Raw genomic sequence first — 21,958 nt, 5'->3', positions numbered from 1 at the left:
ACGACGGAAGACTGATGAAGGCGCTGCTGCTCGAAGACATCCACACCTCCTCGCAGGAGGTTTTCGACGACGCCGGGATCGAGGTGCTCCGTCGGCCGGGCTCGCTCGACGAGGACGACCTGATCGCCGCGCTCGACGGCGTGGAGCTCCTCGGGATCCGGTCCAACACCCGGGTCACCGAGCGCGTCCTCGACGCGGTGCCGCACCTGCAGGCCGTGGGCTGCTTCTGCATCGGCACCAACCAGGTCGCGCTCACCGCCGCGGCCGAGCGCGGGCTGCCGGTCTTCAACGCGCCGTACTCCAACTCCCGCAGCGTCGTCGAGCTCGTCATCGCCGAGATCCTCGCGCTGGCCCGGCGCCTCACGGAGAAGACGGAGCGCCTCCACAACGGCATCTGGGACAAGTCGGCCAAGGGCAGCCACGAGGTGCGGGGACGCACGCTCGGCATCATCGGCTACGGCAACATCGGCACCCAGCTCTCCAACGTCGCCGAGGCGCTCGGCATGCGCGTCGTGTTCTACGACATCGCCGACCGTCCGGCCCATGGCAACGCGCGGCGCATGCGCTCCATGGACGAACTGCTCGCGCACGCGGACGTCGTGAGCCTCCACGTCGACGGGCGACCGGGCAACGCCGGGCTCTTCGGCGCCGAGCAGTTCGCGGCGATGAAGCCCCGGGCGCTGTTCATCAACGCCTCCCGCGGCATGGTCGTCGACGACGTGGCCCTCCGCGACAACATCCTGTCGGGCCACATCGCGGGTGCCGCCATCGACGTGTTCCCGATCGAGCCGAAGGCGCAGGGCGACACGTTCGAGTCGGTGCTCCGGGGACTCGACAACGTCATCCTCACCCCGCACGTGGGTGCCTCGACGCTGGAGGCGCAGGAGGAGATCGGTCGCTTCGTCGCGGGCAAGCTGACGGGCTTCGTGCGCCAGGGCAGCACGGCCCTGTCGGTCAACCTGCCCGGCGTCCAGCCGGCGCCGCTGACCGTCGGCACCCGGGTCGGCCTGCTGCACGAGAACGCCCCCGGCGTGCTCGCGCGGCTCAACCAGACGCTCGCGACCACCGGCAACATCACGGCCCAGGCGCTGGCGACCGCCGGCGAGCTCGGGTACGTCGTGACCGACGTCGACTCCACGACCCCGCAGGACACCCTCGACAAGCTGCGCGCCGACGCCAACACGCGGTGGGTCCGCACCTGGGTGCCGAACCAGGTCGTCTGAGCCCACCCCCTCCCCTCCCGGGACGTCATGCGGAGCGGTGGCCCCGGCCCGCGCTCCGCATGACGTCCGCGAGGGAGGGGGCCAGGTCCCTCCGGGACGTCATGCGTCCCGGCGGTCGCGGCCGCCGCTTCGCATGACGTCCGGAGAGGTGGGGCGCGCCCGGCGGGCTGCTCCGTCGGCAGCGGGCCCGATGTCCTAGAGTCGGCCGGGACCTCGTCGCCCTTCGGAAGGACGCTCCCCATGACCGTGCCCGGTGCGGCGCCCACCTTCCCCACGGGCCGTGCGGACGTCGAGCTGCGGCTCCCCGCCGACGGCGCGTTCGTGTCGGTGCTCCGCACCACCGCCGCCGGTCTGGCCGCGCGCCTCGACTTCACGATCGACGACATCGAGGACCTGCGGATGGCGGTCGGCGAGGCCACCGCGCTCGTGCTCCCCGAGGCCGATCCCGAGAGCGACCTGCGCTGCGCGTTCCACCTGGGTGACCGGGCCCTGACCGTCGAGGTCGGCGTCACCACGTCGACCGCTCCCGAGCCCAACTACGAGAGCTTCGCCTGGCAGGTCCTCACCACGATCGCCACCTCGGCCGAGGAGGTCACCACCGCGGACTCGTTCACGGTGCGCCTCACGATCGTCTCGGGCACCGACCTCTGAGATGACTCCCACCCTCCCCGGTCGTCCCGACCAGCCGAGCGAGACCGAGGTCGATCCCGACACGGACGCCCCGCAGGAGCCGTCCGCCGAGGACGCGGCCCTCGTCGCCGAGGTCGTCGCCTCCATGACGGAGGCCGACGGCGGCGCCGCCCCGGAACCCGTCACCGGCCCCGAGCCGGACGCCCGCGCCATCGGCATCGAGCAGACCCGGGCCCGCAGCGCGGCTCTCTTCGCCGACCTCCGGCACGAGCTGTCGGGCGAGGCCACCCGCCAGGAGGCGCGCGACAACCTCGTCCACCTGCACCTGCCGCTCGTCGAGCACTGCGCCCGCCGGTTCCGCAACCGCGGCGAGCCGTTCGAGGACCTGGTGCAGGTCGGCACGATCGGCCTGCTCAAGTCGATCGACCGCTTCGACACCGAGCGCGGCGTCGAGTTCTCGACGTACGCGACGCCCACGATCATCGGTGAGATCAAGCGCTACTTCCGCGACAAGGGCTGGGCCATCCGCGTGCCGCGCCGGTTGCAGGAGCTGCGGATGCAGATCAGCGCCACGACCGCGGAGCTCACCCAGCGGCTCGGCCGCTCCCCCACGGTCAGCGAGCTGGCCGAGGCAATCGGCTGCAGCAGCGAGGAGATCGTCGAGGGCATCGAGTCGAGCAACGCCTACTCGACCCTGTCGCTCGACGCGACCGACAACAGCGACGACTCCACCATGACGATGCTCGACACCATCGGCGTCGACGACGAGGGCCTCGAGCACGTCGAGATCCGCGAGTCCCTCAAGCCGTTGCTCGACCAGCTGCCGGCGCGGGAGAAGAAGATCCTGCTGCTGCGCTTCTTCAAGAACATGACGCAGTCGCAGATCGCCGCCGAGATCGGCGTCTCGCAGATGCACGTGTCGCGCCTGCTCGCCCGCACGCTCGACCAGCTGCGCACCAACCTGCAGGCCGAGGACTGATCCTCTCCGGGTGACCTCCGGGGAGGTCAGGCGCGCCGGGTGGGGCCTGCGGCCTCCGGGTCGCCGTCGAGCAGCCAACGGTGGCTGCTGCGCCAGAAGAGCCCGAGCAGGGCCAGCACCGCCGAGACCGCGAGCGCGACCCCGGCGAGCGTCGTCGGCTCGTCCCGCATGTTCCACGCCAGCCCCAGGTGGAGGAGCTGCGCCAGCACGAGGGGGGACCGCGCGGACGAGCGGCACCGGAGCAGCAGCCAGGCGGCCCACCCGATGCCCACGCCGTACGCCCCGAGGAACAGCGCGACCGCCACCGCGGTGCCGGAGCGCTCGACCGCGCCGTACACCAGCTCGGTGAGGGCGTAGCCGACCACCACGAGCGTCTGCAGGCCGATGACCCCGACCCCCAGGCGGAGCGCCACGGGAACGGGGCCGGGAGCGGGCGCGGCGGTCGGGTCGACGGTGTCGGGGGACGTCACCGCGCCAGGCTACGGCCAGGAGAAGGACACGGAGAAGTCACACCGTTGTCACACCTGTGACACACCAGACCCCCGAAAGGGGTTGTGCGGCAGTCGACTTCTTGTCAGTGTTGAGGTCATACGTGTTCGGGCGCCGGTCGGCGCGCTGCCCGGCTGCGTCACCAGCTGCGAGCGGGCCACCAGCCCGCTCGTCACCCCCGATTGCAAAGGACTGCCCGATCATGGATTGGCGTCACCGTTCGGCCTGCCTCGACGAGGACCCCGAGCTCTTCTTCCCGATCGGCAACACCGGCCCGGCCATCCTCCAGATCGAGGAGGCCAAGCAGGTCTGCCGCCGCTGCGACGTGCGTGAGCAGTGCCTCGCGTGGGCCCTCGAGGCCGGCCAGGACCACGGGGTCTGGGGCGGTCTCAGCGAGGACGAGCGTCGCGCCCTCAAGCGCCGCACGGCCCGCGCGCGCGTCCGCACCGCCTGACCCACCGCACTCCCGAGCCCTCCGGCGTCGAGCCCCCTCCCGGGGCGACACCGGGGGGCTCACTGCTCCACCGGGACGTCGACGACGAAGCGCGACCCCGGCCCGTCCTCGCGGCGGCCGTGCTCGAGACGGCCCCCGAGCTCGGACTCGACGAGCGTCCGCACGATCGTGAGCCCCAGTCCGCTGCCGCCGTCGAGGTCGAACCCGGGCGGCAGCCCGCGACCGTCGTCCTCGACGACCACCCGCAGCCGGCCGTCCACCCGCTGCGCGTCGGCGGTGACCGCCCCTGATGCCTCCGGGTCGTCCAACGCCCCGAAGCCGTGCTCGACCGCGTTCTGCAGGAGCTCGGTGACGACCATCGCCAGCGGGGTCGCCACCTCCGACGGGATGGTGCCGAACGCGCCGGTGGCCCGCACGGAGATCCGCTCCCCCGCCGCGCTGACGTCGACGACCATCCGCAGCAGACGCTCCGCGACCTGGTCGAAGTCGACGTTCTCCTCGACGACCTGGCTCAGCGTCTCGTGCACGATCGCGATCGACCCGACCCGGCGCACGGCCTCCCCGAGCGCCGCCCGCGCCGCGGGCTCGTCGATGCGCCGGGCCTGCAGCCGGAGCAGCGCCGCGACGGTCTGCAGGTTGTTCTTGACCCGGTGGTGGATCTCCCGGATGGTCGCGTCCTTCGTGACCAGCTCGCGGTCGCGGCGGCGCAGGTCGGTCACGTCGCGGAGCAGGATCAGCGCACCCACGTGGTCGCCGTAGGGACGCAGCGGGATCGTGCGGAGGATGATCGCGACCGCATCGGTGGCGACCTCCGTGTCGCGGTGGGCGCGCCCGCCCAGCACGGCCGACAGGGTCTCCTCGTCGGGTCGGCGCCGCGGGGGCACGAGGGCGCGCGTGAGGTCGGCGAGGTTCACGCCGACGAGGTCGCCACGATGACCGAGCCGGCGGAAGACCGAGAGCGCGTTGGGGCTGGCGTAGCGCACCCGGCCGTCGGCCTCGACGCGCACGAAGCCGTCGCCGACCCGGGGCGAGTCGGCGTTGGCGCTCCGCTGCCCCGCGACCGGGAACTGCCCGCCCGCGATCATCCGGGTGAGGTCCGAGGCCGTCTCGAGGTAGGACAGCTCGAGACGGGAGGGCGTGCGCACGCCGAGGAGGTTGGTGCTGCGGGCGATGACGCCGATGACCCGGCCGCCCCGCTGCACGGGGATGCTCTCGACGCGCACCGGCACGTCGTCACGCCACTCGGGGTCGCCCTCGCGGAGGAGCTTGCGGTGCCGCAGCGCCCCGTCGAGCAGCGGACGCTGCCCGGCCTCGACGAAGTCGCCCACCACGTCGTCGACGAGGGCGGTCGGTCCGGTCGTGGGCCGCATCTGCGCGACGGCCCAGAACCCGCGTCCGTCGCGGTCGGGGAGCCACATGACGAGGTCCGCGAACGACAGGTCGGCGACGATCTGCCAGTCCGCCATGAGCAGCTGCAACCAGACGAGGTCGTCGTCGTCGAGGTCGGTGTGGTCCCGCACCAGGTCGCTCATCCACGCCACGGCACCAGCGTAGGCCGGGCTGACCTGGGACTTCGCGGAGGGCTGTCCGGGGGCCGTCGCCGGGGCCGTGCTGAGGAGCTGCTGAGCGTCCCCTGAGCGCCTGCCGAGCGTCTCGGCGGGCCTCACCGGGGGCCTCGCCGGGGGCCGGACCACCCGAACGAGGGACGGCCCGCGACTGGCAGGATGGGGCCCATGGTCGGCGCGTACTGGAGGCAGGTGATCGACTCCGGCCTCGGGGTCCCGACCGACCGTCCGCTCGGTGACCTGACGGCGGAGCTCACCCGGATGCTGGGCTCGAGCGACCCCGCCGAGCGGGACCACACGGCGTACCCCATGCTCGCGACCTGGATCGACCGCGGGGTCTACGACGACCTGCTGGCGGGGCTCGGCGACGGCATCGCGACCGGTCTCGCGGTCGGGCTGGGCGAGGTCGGCACCGACACGGTCTTCCGGCGCAGCTTCTCGGCGCTCCTGCTGGGCGAGTGCGTGGCGCGCGACAACCGGCGCGCCCTCGTGCGCAGCACGAAGGTGCTCGACTGGGGGGACCGCCTCGTGTCGTGGTACCTCCGCGAGCGCGACGATCGCGGCTTCGTGGAGGACAAGGGCTGGGCCCACGCCGTCGCGCACGGCGCCGACGCCATCGGCACGCTCGCCGAGTCGCCCCACCTCGCCGCCCCCGAGCTGACCGTGCTCCTCGACGTGCTCGCCGACCGCGTGCTCGCCGACGGTGCGCGCCTCCTCGTCTCGGGCGAGCCGGACCGCATCGCCGAGGCGACCATGCGGGTGCTGCGCCGCAACGTGCTGCCGCTGTCCGTCGTGGAGCCGTGGGTGCGGCGCATCGCGGCGCGCGCGACGGCGTACCCCAGCGAGCGGCAGGACCCCTACCTGGTGACGGGCAACCCCGAGGCCTTCCTCCGGGCACTGCACCTGCAGCTCGCGCTGGCGCCGGACCCGCCCCAGGTGCGTTCCGACCTGCTGCTGGTGCTCGTCGACGCGCTGCGGCAGACCAACCCCGGGCTGCGCACCCGCGCCTGACCTCACCCCCGAGGGGGCTCGAGCGGGACGGGGGCTCCCCCTGGAGGTGACCGGTGAGTAACGTGGGTCACATGACGACGACCGACCCCACGTCCGACGCCACCGCTGCCGGCTCCTCCAGCCCCGACGCCGCCGAGATCGAGGGCCACGCGGGCACGCTCGCGGTCGCCGCCGCTCGCGCGCACGGGGTCGAGACCATGTTCACGCTCTCCGGTGCCCACGTGTTCCCGATGTACGACGGCGCCGTCAAGGCGGACCCGCCGATGCGGCTCGTCGACGTGCGGCACGAGCAGACGGCCGCGTTCGCCGCGGAGGCGACCGGCAAGCTGACCCGCCGTCCCGGCCTGGCGGTGCTCACCGCCGGTCCCGGCGTGACCAACGGCGTCAGCGCGATCGCCCAGGCGACCTTCGCCGGCTCCCCCATGGTCGTCGTCGGCGGCCGCGCTCCGGCGAACCGGTGGGGCTCGGGCAGCCTGCAGGAGCTCGACCACCCGCCGATCGTCGCCCCGGTGGCGAAGGACGCGCGCACGCTGCACCTCGCCTCCGACGTGCTCGGCGGCATGGACGCGGCGTTCGCGACCGCCGGCGCCTCCCACCGCGGGCCGGTCTTCGTCGACGTGCCGATGGACGAGTTCTTCAACTCGGCGTCGGGCCCGGCGCCGACGGGAGCGCCACCGGCCCCCGAGCAGCCCGACCCCGACGCGCTGCGCACGATCGGCCGTCTGCTCGCGGAGGCGAGCCGGCCGGTGCTCGTGCTCGGCACGGACGTGTGGGCCGACGGCGCCGAGGAGGCCGCCCTGCGCCTCGTCGAGGAGGCCGGCCTGCCCGCCATCACCAACGGCATGGGCCGGGGCGTCGTCCCCGGCGGCCACCCGCTGCTCGTCACCAAGGCCCGGAGCGCCGCCTTCGGGGGTGCCGACCTGGTCGTCGTCGTGGGCACGCCGCTGGACTTCCGGCTCGGGTACGGCGTGTTCGGCGGCAAGGACGGCGCCACCCCCGCCCGCGTGGCCCACGTCGCCGACTCCGCTGCCCAGGTCTCGGGGCACGCGGAGCTCGCCGCCTCGGCGTACGGCGACCTGACCCTCGCCCTCGACGGCATCCTCGCCGCGCTGCAGGCCCAGCCGCGCAAGCCCGACCACGCGGCGTGGGTCACCGACCTGCAGGCGAAGGTGGGCGCGGCGGCGGAGCGCGACGCGCAGCTCCTCGCGGCGGAGGCCGACCCCGTGCACCCGGCGCGCATCTACGGCGAGCTCGTGCCGCGTCTCGCCGACGACGCCGTCGTGATCGGCGACGGTGGCGACTTCGTGTCGTTCGCCGGCAAGTACGTCGAGCCCAAGCGCCCGGGCGGCTGGCTCGACCCCGGGCCGTACGGCTGCCTCGGCGCCGGCCTCGGCGCCGCCATCGCCGCGCGGATCGCCCGCCCGTCGGCCCAGGTGGTGCTCCTGCTGGGTGACGGCGCCGCCGGCTTCTCGCTGATGGACGTCGACACGCTCGTGCGCCACGACCTGCCCGTCGTCATGGTCATGGGCAACAACTCGGCGTGGGGCCTGGAGAAGGGCCCGATGCAGATGCTCTACGGCTACGACGTGGCGGCCGACCTGGCGCCCCGCACGGCCTACCACGAGGTCGTGAAGGCCCTCGGCGGCGCCGGCGAGGTCGTCACCGACCCGCGGCAGATCGGCCCCGCGCTCGACCGGGCCTTCGCCTCCGGCGTGCCCTACCTCGTCAACATCATCACGGACGTGGAGGCGGCGTACCCCCGCGCCACGTTCGGGATCTGACCCCGTGCTGGTCCGACGCCTCCGCCCGGAGGACGCAGCGGAAGCGGAGGCCGTCGGAGCACTGACCGTCGCGGCCTACGAGCCCTTCCTCGACGGACCCGACGACCCCTATGTCGCCCGCCTCCTCGACGTGGCGTCCCGCGATGTCGAGGCGGAGGTGTGGGTCGCCGTCGACGACGGGGGTACGCCGCTGGGCGCGGTCACGTACTGCCCCACCGGTTCGCCGTGGCGCGAGGTCGGCCGGGCGCACGAGGGCGAGTTCCGCATGCTGGCCGTCGCCCCCGACGCCCAGGGCCGGGGCGTCGGCCGGGCCTTGGTCGCGGCGTGCCTGGAGCGTTCGCGCGACGCCGGGTTCACCGGGATGGCGCTGTCGTCGCTCCCGGAGCAGACCGGCGGGCACGCGCTGTACCGCTCCGTCGGCTTCGAGCGGGCGCCCGAGCGCGACTGGGCGCCGTACCCGGGCGTCGACCTGTGGGTGTTCGCGCGGGGGTTGTGAGGGGGGTTCCGGGCGGGGGCCGGGCCGGGCGACCTCGCGCCTGTCGTTTGCGACCCTTGTCTAGTCCGGCGGCGAGGGCCGCTGCTCGGCTACCTCGAGGCGCACGGTCGCGCCGCGGGGCAGGACCGTGCTCACCGCCGGTTCGACGGCGACGAAGTTCAGCGCGTCGGGAGACGGACGCGGCACCTCGACGACGTCGACCTCGAGGCCCGCGGCCTCGAGGCGATCGCGGTAGTGCGTCATGTCGTCGTCGCCGAACCTCATCCAGTCACCCTCGAACCGTGACGGCACCACGACCTCGTCGTCGGCGAGCAGGAAGACGGCGTCGGCGAGCCGGTCCACGGCGGCTGCCGCGGCCTCCGGGTCGCCGATGGTCGAGCTCACGGTGAGCGCAGACTCGGCCCCGTCGGTGACCGTCGCCGAACAGCGGACGAGCATCCGCTCGCCGGTGCTCGGGTCGACGGGTGGGACCGCCGTCGTGTGGTCGACGCTGCACCTCGTGGGTCCGCGCTGGGGGACCGGGCCGCTCATGCCCACCCCCACGGCGTCTCCGCCGCTGCCCAGCTCGACGCTCGTGACGTCCGCGGGCGGTGGCCAGATCAGAGCGAGACAGGTCCCACCCTGGGGGTCGATGACGGTGTCCTCCGTCGGGGTCCCGCAGTACGTCGCATCCGTCGCCCACTCCGCCGGCACCGCGAGGCCGAGACGTCCGTGGCCGACGAGCCGGTACCCCTGCGGCACCCGGCGGTCCAGCGCCGGCTCCGGGTCGGCAGCGACACCGACCGACGCCGACGGGCGGTGCCCCGGTGCGCTCGCGGCGACCATCCCGACCGTCCCGGCCGCGAGCGTGCCCGCACCGACGGCGCCCAGCGTCGCGGCCACCACCAGTCCTCGACGTACCTGCGGCACCGCCCCACCCCCTCCGTCGTGAGCGGTCGGCGGCGCACCCCCGTGACGCCTCCCGACCGCTGTCGGGATGAGACGCGCGAGGGGGCTGGATCGGTTGCACGATCCGGCGAGATTCTCCGAGGAGGCCTCAGAGACGTGCCATGAACCTCTCGGCGTCCACGACGACCCGGGTGATCTCACCGGTGGCAAGCACCTTGCCGAGCTGCTCCGCGTCGTCGTCGGCACCCGCGACGACCTCGCGGGCCGCGACGCTGAAGCGGACGAGGCGCCCGTCGAGGTACGACTGGGCGGCGTGGACCTCCACCACGCCGCCGACGGGCGTGGCGGAGCGGTGCTCCAGCTCGACCCGGGTGCCCACGCTGGTCGCCCCGTGCGCCATCCCGGGCTCGAGGGCGGCGACCGTCGCGGCCTCCAGCCATGCGAGGAGCCGGGGCGTGCCGAGGACGGGGAGGCTGCCCGAGCCCACCGCCTCCGCCGTGTCGTCGTCGGTCACCTCGAACCGGAGACGTGCCTCGACCGTGGGGGTCCCTGCTGCGTCGGAAGGAGCCATGCGCCCATCTTGGCCTGCCCCCGGAAAACGGCCCGAAATGCGACGCACCCCCGGAGCCGAGCGGCTACGGGGGTGGCGTTGAGTGCGACAGGCGCTCAGGCGTTGGGGCGCTTGCCGTCGTAAGTGTCCGTGGTCCCTACTGACACGACCGCGGGGAGTCTCGACCCGATGCCACCACAAGCCACCACGAAACGGCGCACAGACCGCGCCATCGCCCTCATCCGCGTCTCCAAGGAGGGCGGGCGCGGCGACGCCCTTCTCTCCCCCGACCTGCAACGTGCCGCGATCGACGAGATGGCCGCGCGGACCGGCACCACTGTCGTCCAGTGGGTCGAGGCGATCGACGAGTCCGGCTCGCAGACACGATCCACGTGGTGGCCCCGGCTCGAGGAGGCAGTCGCGTCCATTGAGCGCGGCGACGCCGACGTCGTGATCGCGTGGAAGTTCTCCCGCGTCGCCCGCAACCGCGCACGGTGGGCCGTCGCCGTCGACCGCATCGAGCGAGTGGGCGGGCGCGTCATCTCCGCCACTGAGGGAGTCGACGACACGACCTCGACCGGACGGTTCACCCGCGGCATGCTCGTCGAGATGGCCGCCTTCGAGGCGGAGCGTATCGGCGAGACCTGGCGGGAGGTCCAGCACCAACGCGTCAGCAAGGGCCTCACCCACAACGGCCGCCGCCGGTTCGGCTACCAGCTCGACGAGAAGCGGGTCCACCAGCCTGACCCAGAGACCGCGCCCATCCTCGTCGAGCTGTACCAGCGGTTCACCCGCGGCGAGAGCGTCTACCGGCTCACGCAGTGGCTGAACGCCGCAGGCGTGCCGACCACAACCGGCGCGCAGTGGACCGACCGCACCCTCCGCCGGATGATGAACGACGGGTTCGCCGCCGGCCTCATCCGCAGCCGCGACCAGCTCCTCCCCGGAGCCCACCCCGCTGTCATCACGGAGGCCGCGTGGTCGGCGTACCAGACCGCCAAGGCGGCCCGCACTCGGTCGGCCTCGCAGATGAAGCGATCGCCGTACCTGCTGTCGGGCCTCGTCAGGTGCGGGCACTGCGGCGGGTCCATGCACGCGGGCACCTTCGGAGAGAACCGCACCCCCAAGTACCGCTGCGAAACGAAGCGAGGCACCGGCGGCTCCGGATGCGCCGAGGGTGGCTACGTCTCAGCCCGCCAGGTACACGACGCCGTGCTCGGATGGCTCGCAACCATCGCGTCCCAGCTCGACGACGCCACCGCCACGGTGGAGCCGGATGAGGACCCGACGATCCACCGCCGCGTGCGAGCAGCCCAGGCCGAGGTCGACCGCGTCGAACGAGCTCTGGTCAAGCTCTCTCAGCAGTGGCTCGAGGACGATCTCGACGAGGACGAGTACCGCGTTCTGCGTACGTCGTATCGCGAGAGGCGTGAAGCCGCCCGGGCCGAGCTGGCCGCTGCCGAGTACGTCGAGCAGGTAGCCCAACATGCCTCACCCGCCGTCGTGATCCCGATCCTCGAGGCCTGGGACACGCTTGCCGTCGACGCGCGCCGCGACATGCTCCGCTCGCTCGTATCGCACTTCGACGTCTTCAAGGAGGGCCCTCGTAAGCCGCCCCGCGTCGTGCCGGTCACATACGCCGAGAGCACCCCTACCTCAAGTTAGGCAGGCGGTTCCAGCGTTCCCCGGACACCCACAACTTCACGTGGCACGCTGCTTCGCGAAACCCACATCGAACGTCCTGAACGGGGAACCACCACCATGCGCAAGACCGTCCTCTCGGTCATCACCGCCGCCACCGTCGCCCTCACGCTCAGCGCGTGCAGCGACTCCGACTCCGACGGCAAGGTCGACAACGACCCGCCGGCCGGCTCCAACGCCGCCGGCTCGAAGGATGACGCCGACGAGGAGGACGAGACTGTCATCGCCGAGGAGGTCGAAGAGACCGAGGAGACCGAGGAGCCGGCCACGAACCCGGCCTTCGGCCAGGCCTACACCTGGGACAACGGGCTCACGGTCACCGTGAGCGCTCCCGAGCAGTTCCAGCCGAGCGAGTACGCGTTCGTCGAGGGCGAAGGCACTCCCCTCAAGTTCACCATCACCGTCGTCAACAACACCGGTGACAACTACGAGCCGGTCGGCGACTACATCACCCTGCAGTCCGGCAACGCCGAAGCCGCGAGCATCTACGACATGGAGACCCTCAGCGACACCCCCAGCACCGTGCTGCTCGACGGACGAGAGATCGTCTACAGCATCGGCTTCATGGCCGCGGACCCGGCGGACCTCGTCATGGAGTTCCAGCCGAGCGACTACGCCCTGGACTCGGTCATCTTCGTGAGCTAGCGCCGACGTCGCCCCCACCGAGGCACAGCAGCGGTCTCGGTGGGGGCGTCCGGCCCGTCGACTCCCCGGTCGACCAGCCACGGCTTCCAGGCCGTGCGGGCGGCCATGACGGCGTACCGGAACCCGTCGCAGCCGTGGTCCTCCTGCCCCGACGCGGGCTCGTCGACCGCTGGGTCGTCGTCCCACACGTACCCGAGCATCTGCCCCTCAAGGACGGGTGCCGCGCCCTCGACGAACAGCAGCCGGTCGAGGGCGAGCAGGCTGCCGGCCGTCCTCAGGCCCGTCAACATGCCGTTCTCCGCGTTCCGCAGACCGCGCACGCCGTCGCGGCGTAGCTGTGCCTTGAGCGACGCCGCCGAGGGGTCCACCGCGTACGCACGCGGCTCCACCGCGCCAGCCTCGACCAGCTCCTGGCGGACCCTCGAGTAGGCACGCACGCCGGCACCGTTGATGAGCCAATCCCGGATCGCGCGAGACTGCTCGGCGTCGGTCATGTCTCGGCCGGTGTCGCGGCCCGAGTGCGTCCACTCCCCCACCACGAACAGTGCGGCGGTCCGGGTCGAGCGGCGGTGCCCTGAGCACAAGAGGACCGCGTGGGTGGCGTTCTTCGTGCCGTAGTCGACGCCGAGGAAGTAGCCGTCGGGGTCGAGGACGATGTCGTCTGCGGCGACCCGATGCCGGGCGTCGAGGTCGAGCATGTCGTAGATCGCGCCCGTCGCGGCGACCCATTCGCCGAGGATGAACCGGCGGTAGAACAGGCCCGTGAAGCTGGCCTTCATCTGCTCGACGTACGGCGCGTCGAGACCGGGGTTGTCGTCCATGGTGAACGACCACACGCGGTAACCCAGCTCGGCGGCCTTATCGATCACCTCGAGCTTCAACGGGTGGCGAGGATGGTCGGGGTTCGTGGTCGCGAAGAGCTTTGCGCCCGGCACACGGAGTCGGGTCAGCAGCATGTTCCAGAACCCCTTGGGCAGCAGCGTGGCCTCGTCGACGTACGCGCCGGCCAGGGTGAGGCCACGGATGCGGTCCTCCGCGCGGGCGTCATTCGCCCCCAGCACCCACACCAGCCGGCCCATGATGACCGCCGTATCGGCTCCTCTCGTGTGCTGGACAGCGCCCGCAGGCAGGAGGTCACGCAAGGGGTCCACGACGTTCCGCGTCGCTGTGGTCTGCGTCTTGCCGATGATCGCGAGAGCCCCGCCGTGCGGTGCTTCGTCCACGAACTTGGCCCACGCGATCAATGACGCGAGGGTCTTGCCGGCGGAGACCGCTCCGTTCCACAAGTTGACCCGGGCGTCTGCGCGACGAATGGAGCTGAGCTGCTTCTGCGACAGCTTCACGCCGCCTCCTCCGTACAGCAATCGGTCGGTCGCTGGACGTCATCGTTGCTAGCTGGGCAAGCACCCGATGAGAGCGCACGCATGAAGTCGGCCAGTCGAGGGCGCGGATTCAGCTCCTCGAACTCAGCCATCTCGCACGCGTAGCCCACCGCGAAGGCCTCGCGCTGCGACTCCCAGACGAGCAGGGCCGTGCAGTGCGCGTCGGTGATCATGTCCCGCCAACGGTGGACGCGACGTTCAGCCCATGAGTCGCACGCGCAGGTGAGGCACCCTTCGGCGTCGTGGCGGCTGCGTGTGTGCGAGCACTCGGCGCAGCGACGGGACTGTGCCGGGACGACCAACTCGCCGCGGGGGATGATCGCGCGGGGCCGCTGACCGTTGCGGACCTGGATGTAGTGGGCGTTGCAGAGCTGTCGGGTCCGGGTGGGGCGGTCGCAGTCGACGACCCGACAGGGCTCGGCACCCGTCATCAGGACGACCCTGCGTAGACGCCGCCGAACCGGATCACCCGCAGCGCGTGCCGCAGGTCGCGGATGACCTCACCGGACGAGGGGCCGTTCCGCTGGTTGAAGTTGACCTCACCGATGAGTGGCGCGCCCTCGCGCTCGCCCTTCCGGCGGCCCGTCTCGTGGCCGCGCTCCACCAGGCCACGGAGCACGGAGTCGGGGAGCACGGTCTCTGCCTCCCGGCCCTCGCCGATCCACGCCAGCGTGGCCCCCTCGACACGACCGCCGGTGGCGAAGCCCGGGATGTTCGGGATCGGGTTGTGCGGGAGCGGGATGTCGGGCAGGCCCGGGACCGGGATGCTGTTCGGGATCGCCTGGTTCATCGCGTCGATCACGTCGTTCAGGACACCCATCACCGTCGCGCCGAGCCCGGCCGCGATGTCACCAGCGAACGACGGCACGGACGTGATGCCGTCGACGAGCCGGCCGAGGATCGCGGACCCGGCGGTGTAGAACTGCTGCCCCTTGGCGGCGATCTTCCCCGGCACCGCTGCGACGGCGGCCTCGATCGTGGCCACGCCGTTCATGAACCGGGTGGAGACGTCCGACCACATGCCGCCGAAGATGCGCCCGGCCGCGCCTCGGAGCGACTCGAAGGCGAGCTGGATCGTGGCGAGCGGCAGTGAGATGAGCCCGGTCAGGACCGTCATCGCACCGGACCCGACCGTCTTGAGGCCCTCCCACATGCCCTCCCAATCGCCGGTCAGGAGCGCCCCGAACATCGAGAACTGGCCCTCGAGAATCATGAACAGGCCCTCGACGACCTGCAGGATGCTCTCCGCAACGGTCTGCAGGTAACCCAGCATGTCGTCGCCGAACAGCTCCCAGATCACGCCCGCGCCCTCGGAGAACCCTTCGAGCGCGGTGGTAATCGAGTCGAGCATGTTCAGCACGGAGTCGAGGGACTCCTCGGTGCTCTCGGGGAGCTGGTCCCACAGGTCGATGAACGGCTGCACGCCGCCGGCGAGGTCGTCGAAGTCGAGGTCGGCGATGTCGGCGAGCCGGCCCCCGGCGTCGTCGAGAGCCGGACCGAACCGGGTGTTCAGCTCGTCAGCCAGCTCCTGCAGCCGCGGGATGGCCTCCTCCTCGACGACATCGACAAGGTTCCCCATCAACTGCCGCTTGAGGCCCTCGAGCTTCGCCGCGAACGAGCCGCCGAGCGTCTCGCCCGCCCGGTCGGTCGCACCTTCGACATCGGCCAGGGCCTGCTCCGTGTCTCCAAGCGACCCCAGAAAGTCGTCGATCGTCGAGGTGCTCAGGTCCTCCATGGGCGTACCGAACAGTTCGAGCGCGGTCTGTGCCCGCGTCGTCGGGTCCTCGATGCTCTCGAGCCCCTGAACGATCTGCTCGAACGCTCCTGCGGCTTGGTCGCCGCCAGCGATGATCGCGGTCGCCATGTCCTCGTAGTCGAGGCCAAGACCCTCAATGACCGGCTGGGCCCTCGCGGCGTCGCCCGTGACGATCTTCGTGAACTCGGCGACGGCGTCGGCGGCCTTGTCGATGCCGATCGCGCCCTGATCCGCGGCGCGGGCCAACACCGAGAACATCTCCTCGCCGCCAAGCCCCACCTGGTCGAAGAAGTTGCTGTATTCGTTCGTGGCCGCGAGCAGCTCCTCGCGGTGGATCGCGGCGACTCGGGTTGAGGCGGCGGTGAGGAGGTCGAAAGCGTGCCCCGCGTCCCGCGCGAGGCCAGCGGTCATGAGCCGGTTCGCAGCGGCGATGCTCTGTGCGACGTCGAGGTCGTAGACGTTCGCGTACGTCAGGGCCGCCCGGGTGACCGACTCGAGGTCAGCCTCGGACGCCTCACGCATCCCCGCCATCGAGGCCATGACCTCGCCGATGGCGGTCTGCACCTCTTCCATCGACTCGCCGTAGTTCGACGCGTACACGTCGCCGGCAGCGGCACCGGACACGGCGGCCTGCTGCTCCGTGAGCCCGAGCTGCGCCTGCAGCTTCCCCGCGCCGGCCGAGATGTCGAGGCCCTGCGCGAACGCGGAACCGACAGCGACAGCGAACGCGCCACCGGCAGCGAGCCCGATCCCACCGAGGAGCTTCGCCGCCCCACCACCCCAACGGGTCAGGGCCCGGTCAGCGTCGCCAATGCTCCGCTCCATGCCCTGCCGCATGTTGCGGGGGTCGACGTGGATGATGGCCTGCAGGTCGGCAACGGTCAGCGGCATCGGTCAGCCCTCGCGGTTGGCGACACGCTCGAGCAAGCCCTCGCGGACCCCGATGGCGAAAGCGGTCTGACTGTCCGTCATCGGTGCTGCCGCGATGGTGCCCTGCACCACGCCGTCGAGGTAGTCGGCCGCGATGAGGCACTGCTCGTCGGTCATAGGAATCCCCGCGAGCTGCCTGACCGCGACGTCCGGGAACCCGGCGAGACCGGTCTCGCGGCCCAGCAGGTACCGGTCGACGGGAGCTGCATCTGTCGCCATGGGTCGCCTCTTCCTCGGATCGTGAGCTGGAGCAATGACGGCCCCGCCGAAACGCGCCACCACGACTCGTTTCGGCGGGGCCGTACAACAAAGGTTCGATCGGTGTACGTCAGGAGGTCGCGGAGCGGATCGCATTCGCGATGTGGTCGACGTACCGCTGCTCGTTCCGCTCGAACGTCTTCCGCAGCCACCCGGCCTCCCCGCCGCGGGGGTGGTTCAGGGTGGTGTCCTCGTGCTGCCGGGCGGCGTAAGGGATGTCGTACGCGACGATGGCCGCGCACTCGTCGGAAACAGCGAGCACCTCGCCCGCCCTGCGGAGGTCGCCTTGGTCGACGGGCACGTCGTCGCTCGCCTCGGTCAGGGCGTCCTCGGCGACCTCCACCACGGCCGCAGCAGCGGCGGCCTCGATGGCTCGCGCCACCTCCTCGACGTGCGACACAGTCCGGCCCCTCACCGGCGCGACTCCGGCAGCGCCTGCGCAGCCCGCTGCAGGCGTTCGTACGACCCCGGGTCGTCGGCGTGGAGCCGACACTTGGCGCGGTAGGACGCTGCCCGGAACTCCTCGGCCGTGGTCGGCACGTCCGGCTCGGCAGCTCGCGCGGCTGCCGACCGGAGGTCAGCCAGGTTGCTCGGCCGGAGGCGGCTGAACGACGACCGCTGCTCCGGGGTGCCGGCGTCGAACTCGGCCAGGGTGCGCGGGTTCCACCACAGGCCCTCCGTCCCGGTCACAGGTCGTGCTCCGAAGACCCCTCGGGCGCGCCGTACCGGGTCTCGAAGGTCTCCGATCGGTCCTGCGACCACGGGGCGGACCGGGTTCCGCTCCGCGGGTCGTACTTGCTCAGGACGTCGTACCAGGCCGTTCCGCTGACCTTGCCGGCTGCCTTGCCGACCTCCCGCACCAGTTGACCGACGACGAGGTCGCGGTGACGGTCGTCCCACCTCGACACGTACCCCTGCAGAGCGGGCGGGATGGAACCGGGCGGCGGGGGGTTGAGGTAGTCGGTGAAGGAGACGCCGAGCGCTCGCTGCAGGTCGGCGGCCATCTCGGCACCGAGTGCCTGTGCCGCCTCGACGGCCTCGAACAGCTCGTCGAGGCGCGCGGTCACGGCTTCCCACTCGAGCAGCACGCGGGCACGGGCGTCGCGCAACTCCGGTCCGTCGATGCGGTCACGGATGGCGTCGACCTCGGCCTGCGCTGCCTGGTCCTGCTCGGCCTTCTGCCTTGCGATCATGCCTTCGAGGTTCAGGTCAGCGAGCTCGATCTCGGCCTGAGCCTCGGCGTACGCCGCGCGATTGACTCCCCCCGTGAGCGCTGCAGCTCGCATCTCGGCGAACGCACGGTTCGCCGCGTCGACGCGCTTGCGGGCGTCGCGCAGGTAGCGGGGCTCGGCACCCTCATCGGACACGACGGTGATGTCGTCGTGCCGGCGGTGCAGCGCGCTCACGCCTGGGCCTCGATGCCGTAGCGCGTGGAGAACGACGCGGCTCGCTTGCGGAGCACGCCGTCGTTGAACCCGGTCGCGGGGCCGGCCACGTCGTGGCTGCGGCCCACTCCCGCGATGGCCGCCGCCAGCGCCTCGCTGGCGGCGTGGAACGTGGTCCCGCGCCCGTGGCTGGTGAAGTGGTCCAGCCGCGTGGGCACAACGGATCGGGGGTCGGGCGGGCCGGTCAGGTGGGGGGCGTACTGCTGGTCGAGCGTGGTCGCGGCCTCGTGGGCGGCGGTCACGACGTCGACGAGGTTCTGCAGGGCGTCGACCGCGTCGGCCACGGCCGTGCGCACCTGCAGGGAGGCGTCGTCGAGAAGGGGGTCGACCTGTGCGTCGAGCTGGTCGCGGGGCGTTGTGGTGGCGGATGTCATGCGCCTGAGGTTGCTGCCCGACGCGTCAGGGGCCAGTTGTCGCGCGAGCCTGTCCAGCAACGAGCGTTTGCTGTACGCTCACCGCACCACCACCACAGCAGGAGCCACCATGTACGTGATCGGGCGCGCCACGAACGGCACCACACACGCCGCCCCGGTCGACCGCCTGCAGGGCGACCGCAGCGTCGCAGCCTGCCGGCGCAGCATCGCCGTCACCGTCCGCGCAGGGGCAGTCCCGGCGCGAGACGCACTCGACGTCACCTGTGGGCGATGCCAGCGCACCCTCCGCGCCCTGCCCAACTCCCCGGAGCCAGCGCCCAGCATCGACGACACCCGGCCCCTCGGGCTCGCCTACATCCGCGTGTCGACCGAGGGCCAGGTTGAGCACGGCGTCAGCCTGGACGCCCAACGCGCCTCACTGCTCGAGGCCGGCGAGCGACGCGGCTACCGGGTGGAGGTCGTGGCCGACGAGGGATGGTCCGGGAAGAACATGCGCCGACCCGGCCTGCAGGCCGCTCTCGCGCGCCTCGACGCCGGCGACGCTGCCGCCCTCCTGGCGGTCCGCATCGATCGCCTGAGCCGCTCCGTCCTCGACTTCGCGAACCTCCTCGCCCGGGCGGACAGCCACGGGTGGGCCCTGGTGATGCTGTCCCCCGACATCGACACGAGCGACCCGTCGGGCCGGTTCTCGGTCAACGTGCTCGTGGCCGCCGCCGAGTACGAACGGCAGCTCATCAGCCAGAGGACCCGCGAGGGCCTAGCTCGTCGGCGCGCCCAGGGCGTCCGGCTAGGCCGGCCGTCAGCGCTGCCGCCCGAGGTGGTGCAGCGCATCCTCGGCGAGCGTCACGGCGGGGCGTCGCTGCGCGCGATCGCCGACAGGCTCAACGGCGACGAGGTCCCAACGGGGCAGGGTGGGCGGCGGTGGCACGCGTCGTCGGTCTCCGCGGTTCTCGCGACTGCAAGCCGGGCTACCGCCGTCGGCTCGTGAGCGAGTCGGGCACCTCACCGCGAAGGCCGGCAATCACACCCTCGATGTAGGCACGCTGTGCCGTCGAGATGTCGGCGAGCTGCTCGAGCGCCACGGACAGCCGTTCGGCCTCCCGAAGGCGTTCGGCGTTCGTCAGTCGTCGGGGCACGGTGCCTCATCATCCTCGCCGGCGACGAGCTCCTCAAGTAGGGACCTCGCTTGCCCAACGGCCGGGTTGACGCTCAGCTCGCCGTTCAGCTCCCCCACGCGGACCACGAGCGACGCGGCTTCCCGCACCATTGCGGGGGCCTGCGGGCTCCTGGCCCTGAGCATGTCGTGCGCGGCCGCAACGGAGCCGTCGCGCAGACCCTGCAGCAGCGTCATGCTGGTGGCCGTCGGGGCGTCCTCGCTTCCCTGGTCCGCGCCGACGCGTGCAGGCAGGCACTTCTTTGAGTGACGCGAGAGCGTGCTCGTCGCGAGGCCGAAACTCCTGCCCACCTCAGCCTGCGAGCTGCCTGCGATCAGCAGACTGTTGATCCCCGCGACGTCCGGACGACGGCACACGGTGCACTCCATCGCCATGACCGTATCGTCAGGCAGTGGGCGTCAGACACGGGACAGTCCCGGGACGTTCCCAGCGCCCGAAGCCGCAGGTCAACAACGAGCAGGCCACCACATGCCGGGCCGCCCCCGCAGTGGCCCGCTATCCCGGGCGGGCGGGGGCCGGCGGGTCGGGCAAATGCAGAACCCCCGCCACGCCCGTGAGGGGCGAAGCGGGGGCGGCAGCGTTTCTGGAAACGCGCGGTGGCCAGTTCTGCTAGCCCTAAGCCACCTGGAGTTCCGGCGACGCCGGAACCATCTCGGGGGTCACGTTGACGTACTCGAACAGGTCGGGGAACTTCGGCCATCCGGCCGTGCCGCCCTCGCAGGCGTGGAAGGCGGCGCGCACAGCGCCCATTCCGATGCCGACCGCAGTCTCGACGGATGCACCCTCCTGGATGACCAAGAGTTGGACGATGACCCGCGTGGCCTCTTCGTCCAGGTAGAGGGTGGCATCGTGGATACTGTCGAGCCCCTCGAGGTGGTCTACCACCTTGTCGAGGAAGTCGATGATTGAGGCCTCGTCTTGGTCGAGTTCGTATCCGAACTTCGCTTCGAGTCCGTATGCCAGCGTTGTCATTCCGTCCCCTCCTTCCAACATGTAACCGAGTGTAGGCGCTTGCGGGCTTTTTCGAAATATGTTAAGGACCGCGGCTGCACCTCTACCCACACACAGTGCTTCCGCTCACAGGGGCACCAGAACCTGACCTTTGCCGGGGTCACGACGGCCACCGACCACCCCTGCTCAGCCAGCGAGGCCGCCAGCTCTCGCGCTTCTGGATGCCCATCGGCGAGCACCTCGTCAGCGTCGTACCCCACTCAGCGCCCCCCACACGTCGGCCTAAAAGTTGTCGGAGGCTAACACGCAGCGACGGCCGGCCCTGGCGTAACACCAGAACCGGCCGCGCTATGCCTGCCGAGACCTCAGGAGACCAGCGTTCCGAGGTCGAGGGCGTCGTCGTACTTGTAGATGCCGCGCGCCGCCCACGCGAGACAGTGGGTGTTGACCTCGAGCTTGGTGAGGCCGAGCTGCTCACCTGCGGCGCGGGGGGTCAGGTTGCGGTTCTGCACGGCGGACCAGAGCAGGCGTTCGTTGGGGGCGTCGTTGATCTCGCTTTCGTGCTCGGCGAGGTCGGGGTACTGGCGGTCCTGGTGGTTGGCGTACCGGGTCAGGGTGTCGGCGAGGCGGCGTGCCTCGCGGGGACTGAGGAGGGTCGCGGCCAGGATGGGGCGCTCTCCGACGGTGGCGGCGATGTCCCGTTCCACGGCGGTGTCCATCTCGAGGGCGAGCTCCACCAGGTCGCTGGTGAGGTTGACGGTGACGCGTTCGAGGTCGACGACTGCGCCGTCGGGCCAGTTGCCGGCGGGGGCGGCGGCGAGGGGTGCGGTGGCGGGGGTGTCGGCCACGTTGTTCGGGGTAGCGTTCTTCATGTCGACTCCTGCTGTCGATCGTGGCCCCGGGACCGTGCCAGCGGTCGCCGGGGCCTCTTGTTGGGTGGGTTGGCTACTTCTTCGGTCGTGCGTATCGGCGAAGGAACCCGATCACGGCGTCGGTGAGGGTCTCGTCGCGACGTGCCGCCTCGGCCTTCGCCGCTTCCCAGACGTCGTCGGGGATGCGCAGAGTGCGGTTCGGGGTGTTGCCGGTTCCGGTGTTCTTCGCCATGCAAAGAAGGTACGTCGAATTGTCGCCGGTTGCAATGGCAACCGCCATTGCAACCGGTAGCGCCGCCGCAGACTTCTCATAGAGGAGCCGCCTGCGGCGGTAGATGAGAGTCATAGAGAACGGCTGCGTTTTCCCAGGTCAGCGCCATGTCACTTGACCCTGAGTGCCAAG

26 protein-coding genes are annotated in these 21,958 nt (G+C 71.5%); 10 read left to right on the top strand and 16 right to left on the bottom strand.

The features are described from left to right. Positions 1-14 precede the first annotated feature (14 nt). From serA to PIR53_02780, 3 genes are all read left to right on the top strand, one after another. Positions 15-1,223: a phosphoglycerate dehydrogenase gene (gene serA, locus PIR53_02790; protein WZH52929.1), complete on the top strand. Its 1,209-nt coding sequence runs from the start codon at positions 15-17 to the stop codon at positions 1,221-1,223. 240 nt (positions 1,224-1,463) lie between these two features. After that, on the top strand, positions 1,464-1,874 hold the full coding sequence (locus PIR53_02785; protein ID WZH52928.1) for an anti-sigma factor: 411 nt from the start codon (positions 1,464-1,466) through the stop codon (positions 1,872-1,874). Between the two features lies 1 nt (position 1,875). Further along, a complete protein-coding gene (locus tag PIR53_02780; protein ID WZH52927.1) occupies positions 1,876-2,832 on the top strand; it encodes an RNA polymerase sigma factor SigF in 957 nt (318 codons plus the stop codon). A 26-nt stretch (positions 2,833-2,858) separates the two neighbouring features. Here the strand turns inward: PIR53_02780 and PIR53_02775 are convergent, their stop codons facing one another. Next, positions 2,859-3,302: a hypothetical protein gene (locus tag PIR53_02775; GenBank protein ID WZH52926.1), complete on the bottom strand. Its 444-nt coding sequence runs from the start codon at positions 3,300-3,302 to the stop codon at positions 2,859-2,861. A gap of 221 nt (positions 3,303-3,523) precedes the next feature. Here PIR53_02775 and PIR53_02770 point away from each other — a divergent pair, with 221 nt between their 5' ends. Next, complete coding sequence (locus tag PIR53_02770; protein WZH52925.1) at positions 3,524-3,775, top strand: WhiB family transcriptional regulator; 252 nt, start codon at positions 3,524-3,526, stop codon at positions 3,773-3,775. A 59-nt stretch (positions 3,776-3,834) separates the two neighbouring features. On the opposite strand, the gene PIR53_02765 is transcribed toward PIR53_02770, so the two are convergent. Continuing rightward, positions 3,835-5,316 (bottom strand): histidine kinase N-terminal domain-containing protein, encoded by a 1,482-nt coding sequence (locus PIR53_02765; GenBank protein WZH52924.1) that lies wholly within the window; start codon positions 5,314-5,316, stop codon positions 3,835-3,837. A gap of 192 nt (positions 5,317-5,508) precedes the next feature. Between PIR53_02765 and PIR53_02760 the strand changes: the two genes are divergently transcribed. From PIR53_02760 to PIR53_02750, 3 genes are all read left to right on the top strand, one after another. Then, positions 5,509-6,351 carry a DUF2785 domain-containing protein gene (locus tag PIR53_02760; protein ID WZH52923.1) on the top strand — a complete coding sequence of 281 codons (843 nt, stop codon included), beginning with the start codon at positions 5,509-5,511 and terminating at the stop codon, positions 6,349-6,351. A gap of 71 nt (positions 6,352-6,422) precedes the next feature. Continuing rightward, positions 6,423-8,132, top strand: a complete 1,710-nt coding sequence (locus tag PIR53_02755) for an acetolactate synthase (GenBank protein WZH52922.1) — start codon at positions 6,423-6,425, stop codon at positions 8,130-8,132. A gap of 4 nt (positions 8,133-8,136) precedes the next feature. Further along, entirely contained in the window at positions 8,137-8,628 is a 492-nt protein-coding gene (locus tag PIR53_02750; protein WZH52921.1) for a GNAT family N-acetyltransferase, read from the top strand. Positions 8,629-8,688: 60 nt separating this feature from the next. Here the strand turns inward: PIR53_02750 and PIR53_02745 are convergent, their stop codons facing one another. Then, complete coding sequence (locus PIR53_02745) at positions 8,689-9,510, bottom strand: hypothetical protein (protein ID WZH52920.1); 822 nt, start codon at positions 9,508-9,510, stop codon at positions 8,689-8,691. A gap of 154 nt (positions 9,511-9,664) precedes the next feature. Further along, the gene (locus tag PIR53_02740) at positions 9,665-10,087 is read right to left on the bottom strand and encodes a thioesterase (protein ID WZH52919.1); all 423 of its coding nucleotides are present in this window, start codon (positions 10,085-10,087) and stop codon (positions 9,665-9,667) included. 168 nt (positions 10,088-10,255) lie between these two features. Between PIR53_02740 and PIR53_02735 the strand changes: the two genes are divergently transcribed. Both PIR53_02735 and PIR53_02730 read left to right on the top strand, forming a co-directional pair. Further along, positions 10,256-11,731, top strand: a complete 1,476-nt coding sequence (locus tag PIR53_02735; GenBank protein WZH52918.1) for a recombinase family protein — start codon at positions 10,256-10,258, stop codon at positions 11,729-11,731. Positions 11,732-11,827: 96 nt separating this feature from the next. Further along, positions 11,828-12,412: a hypothetical protein gene (locus PIR53_02730; GenBank protein WZH52917.1), complete on the top strand. Its 585-nt coding sequence runs from the start codon at positions 11,828-11,830 to the stop codon at positions 12,410-12,412. Here the strand turns inward: PIR53_02730 and PIR53_02725 are convergent. The 8 genes from PIR53_02725 to PIR53_02690 form a co-directional block, all read right to left on the bottom strand. Then, entirely contained in the window at positions 12,409-13,755 is a 1,347-nt protein-coding gene (locus PIR53_02725) for a terminase family protein (protein ID WZH52916.1), read from the bottom strand. The genes PIR53_02730 and PIR53_02725 overlap by 4 nt on opposite strands. Then, the gene (locus PIR53_02720; protein ID WZH52915.1) at positions 13,752-13,967 is read right to left on the bottom strand and encodes a hypothetical protein; all 216 of its coding nucleotides are present in this window, start codon (positions 13,965-13,967) and stop codon (positions 13,752-13,754) included. The genes PIR53_02725 and PIR53_02720 overlap by 4 nt, the downstream gene beginning before the upstream one ends. Before the next feature lie 257 nt (positions 13,968-14,224). After that, complete coding sequence (locus PIR53_02715; protein ID WZH52914.1) at positions 14,225-16,441, bottom strand: hypothetical protein; 2,217 nt, start codon at positions 16,439-16,441, stop codon at positions 14,225-14,227. 3 nt (positions 16,442-16,444) lie between these two features. Then, a complete protein-coding gene (locus PIR53_02710) occupies positions 16,445-16,699 on the bottom strand; it encodes a hypothetical protein (protein ID WZH52913.1) in 255 nt (84 codons plus the stop codon). A gap of 109 nt (positions 16,700-16,808) precedes the next feature. Then, entirely contained in the window at positions 16,809-17,138 is a 330-nt protein-coding gene (locus tag PIR53_02705) for a minor capsid protein (GenBank protein WZH52912.1), read from the bottom strand. A gap of 11 nt (positions 17,139-17,149) precedes the next feature. Beyond that, a complete protein-coding gene (locus PIR53_02700; protein WZH52911.1) occupies positions 17,150-17,428 on the bottom strand; it encodes a hypothetical protein in 279 nt (92 codons plus the stop codon). Beyond that, positions 17,425-18,144 carry a hypothetical protein gene (locus PIR53_02695; GenBank protein ID WZH52910.1) on the bottom strand — a complete coding sequence of 240 codons (720 nt, stop codon included), beginning with the start codon at positions 18,142-18,144 and terminating at the stop codon, positions 17,425-17,427. Before PIR53_02695 ends, PIR53_02700 begins: the two co-directional genes overlap by 4 nt. Then, positions 18,141-18,557: a hypothetical protein gene (locus PIR53_02690; protein WZH52909.1), complete on the bottom strand. Its 417-nt coding sequence runs from the start codon at positions 18,555-18,557 to the stop codon at positions 18,141-18,143. Before PIR53_02690 ends, PIR53_02695 begins: the two co-directional genes overlap by 4 nt. Here PIR53_02690 and PIR53_02685 point away from each other — a divergent pair. Beyond that, positions 18,544-19,545, top strand: coding sequence for a recombinase family protein (locus PIR53_02685; GenBank protein WZH52908.1), 1,002 nt, complete (start codon positions 18,544-18,546; stop codon positions 19,543-19,545). The two genes, PIR53_02690 and PIR53_02685, sit on opposite strands and share 14 nt — an antisense overlap. Before the next feature lie 132 nt (positions 19,546-19,677). Here the strand turns inward: PIR53_02685 and PIR53_02680 are convergent, their stop codons facing one another. From PIR53_02680 to PIR53_02665, 4 genes are all read right to left on the bottom strand, one after another. Continuing rightward, positions 19,678-20,100, bottom strand: a complete 423-nt coding sequence (locus PIR53_02680; GenBank protein WZH52907.1) for a hypothetical protein — start codon at positions 20,098-20,100, stop codon at positions 19,678-19,680. Positions 20,101-20,347: 247 nt separating this feature from the next. Further along, positions 20,348-20,704: a hypothetical protein gene (locus PIR53_02675; protein WZH52906.1), complete on the bottom strand. Its 357-nt coding sequence runs from the start codon at positions 20,702-20,704 to the stop codon at positions 20,348-20,350. 344 nt (positions 20,705-21,048) lie between these two features. Then, positions 21,049-21,555 carry a hypothetical protein gene (locus PIR53_02670; protein ID WZH52905.1) on the bottom strand — a complete coding sequence of 169 codons (507 nt, stop codon included), beginning with the start codon at positions 21,553-21,555 and terminating at the stop codon, positions 21,049-21,051. A gap of 73 nt (positions 21,556-21,628) precedes the next feature. Then, positions 21,629-21,787: a hypothetical protein gene (locus PIR53_02665; protein WZH52904.1), complete on the bottom strand. Its 159-nt coding sequence runs from the start codon at positions 21,785-21,787 to the stop codon at positions 21,629-21,631. Positions 21,788-21,958 lie beyond the last annotated feature (171 nt).

The organism is Nocardioides alkalitolerans (assembly GCA_038184435.1).
GTDB lineage: Bacteria > Actinomycetota > Actinomycetes > Propionibacteriales > Nocardioidaceae > Nocardioides > Nocardioides alkalitolerans_A.
Note: the sequence above shows the minus strand (reverse complement) of the source record. Positions and strands in the feature narration are given on the sequence as shown.

Excerpts from the sequence above, each read along its gene's own strand:
- PIR53_02670 (WZH52905.1), bottom strand. The coding sequence starts at position 21,555 with ATGAAGAACGCTACCCCGAACAACGTGGCCGACACCCCCGCCACCGCA.
- PIR53_02740 (WZH52919.1), bottom strand. The coding sequence starts at position 10,087 with ATGGCTCCTTCCGACGCAGCAGGGACCCCCACGGTCGAGGCACGTCTC.
- PIR53_02785 (WZH52928.1), top strand. The coding sequence starts at position 1,464 with ATGACCGTGCCCGGTGCGGCGCCCACCTTCCCCACGGGCCGTGCGGAC.
- PIR53_02755 (WZH52922.1), top strand. The coding sequence starts at position 6,423 with ATGACGACGACCGACCCCACGTCCGACGCCACCGCTGCCGGCTCCTCC.
- PIR53_02760 (WZH52923.1), top strand. The coding sequence starts at position 5,509 with ATGGTCGGCGCGTACTGGAGGCAGGTGATCGACTCCGGCCTCGGGGTC.
- PIR53_02770 (WZH52925.1), top strand. The coding sequence starts at position 3,524 with ATGGATTGGCGTCACCGTTCGGCCTGCCTCGACGAGGACCCCGAGCTC.
- PIR53_02690 (WZH52909.1), bottom strand. The coding sequence starts at position 18,557 with ATGACATCCGCCACCACAACGCCCCGCGACCAGCTCGACGCACAGGTC.
- PIR53_02665 (WZH52904.1), bottom strand. The coding sequence starts at position 21,787 with ATGGCGAAGAACACCGGAACCGGCAACACCCCGAACCGCACTCTGCGC.
- PIR53_02715 (WZH52914.1), bottom strand. The coding sequence starts at position 16,441 with ATGCCGCTGACCGTTGCCGACCTGCAGGCCATCATCCACGTCGACCCC.
- PIR53_02675 (WZH52906.1), bottom strand. The coding sequence starts at position 20,704 with ATGACAACGCTGGCATACGGACTCGAAGCGAAGTTCGGATACGAACTC.
- PIR53_02780 (WZH52927.1), top strand. The coding sequence starts at position 1,876 with ATGACTCCCACCCTCCCCGGTCGTCCCGACCAGCCGAGCGAGACCGAG.
- PIR53_02680 (WZH52907.1), bottom strand. The coding sequence starts at position 20,100 with ATGGAGTGCACCGTGTGCCGTCGTCCGGACGTCGCGGGGATCAACAGT.
- PIR53_02730 (WZH52917.1), top strand. The coding sequence starts at position 11,828 with ATGCGCAAGACCGTCCTCTCGGTCATCACCGCCGCCACCGTCGCCCTC.
- PIR53_02710 (WZH52913.1), bottom strand. The coding sequence starts at position 16,699 with ATGGCGACAGATGCAGCTCCCGTCGACCGGTACCTGCTGGGCCGCGAG.
- PIR53_02720 (WZH52915.1), bottom strand. The coding sequence starts at position 13,967 with ATGATCACCGACGCGCACTGCACGGCCCTGCTCGTCTGGGAGTCGCAG.
- PIR53_02735 (WZH52918.1), top strand. The coding sequence starts at position 10,256 with ATGCCACCACAAGCCACCACGAAACGGCGCACAGACCGCGCCATCGCC.
- serA (WZH52929.1), top strand. The coding sequence starts at position 15 with ATGAAGGCGCTGCTGCTCGAAGACATCCACACCTCCTCGCAGGAGGTT.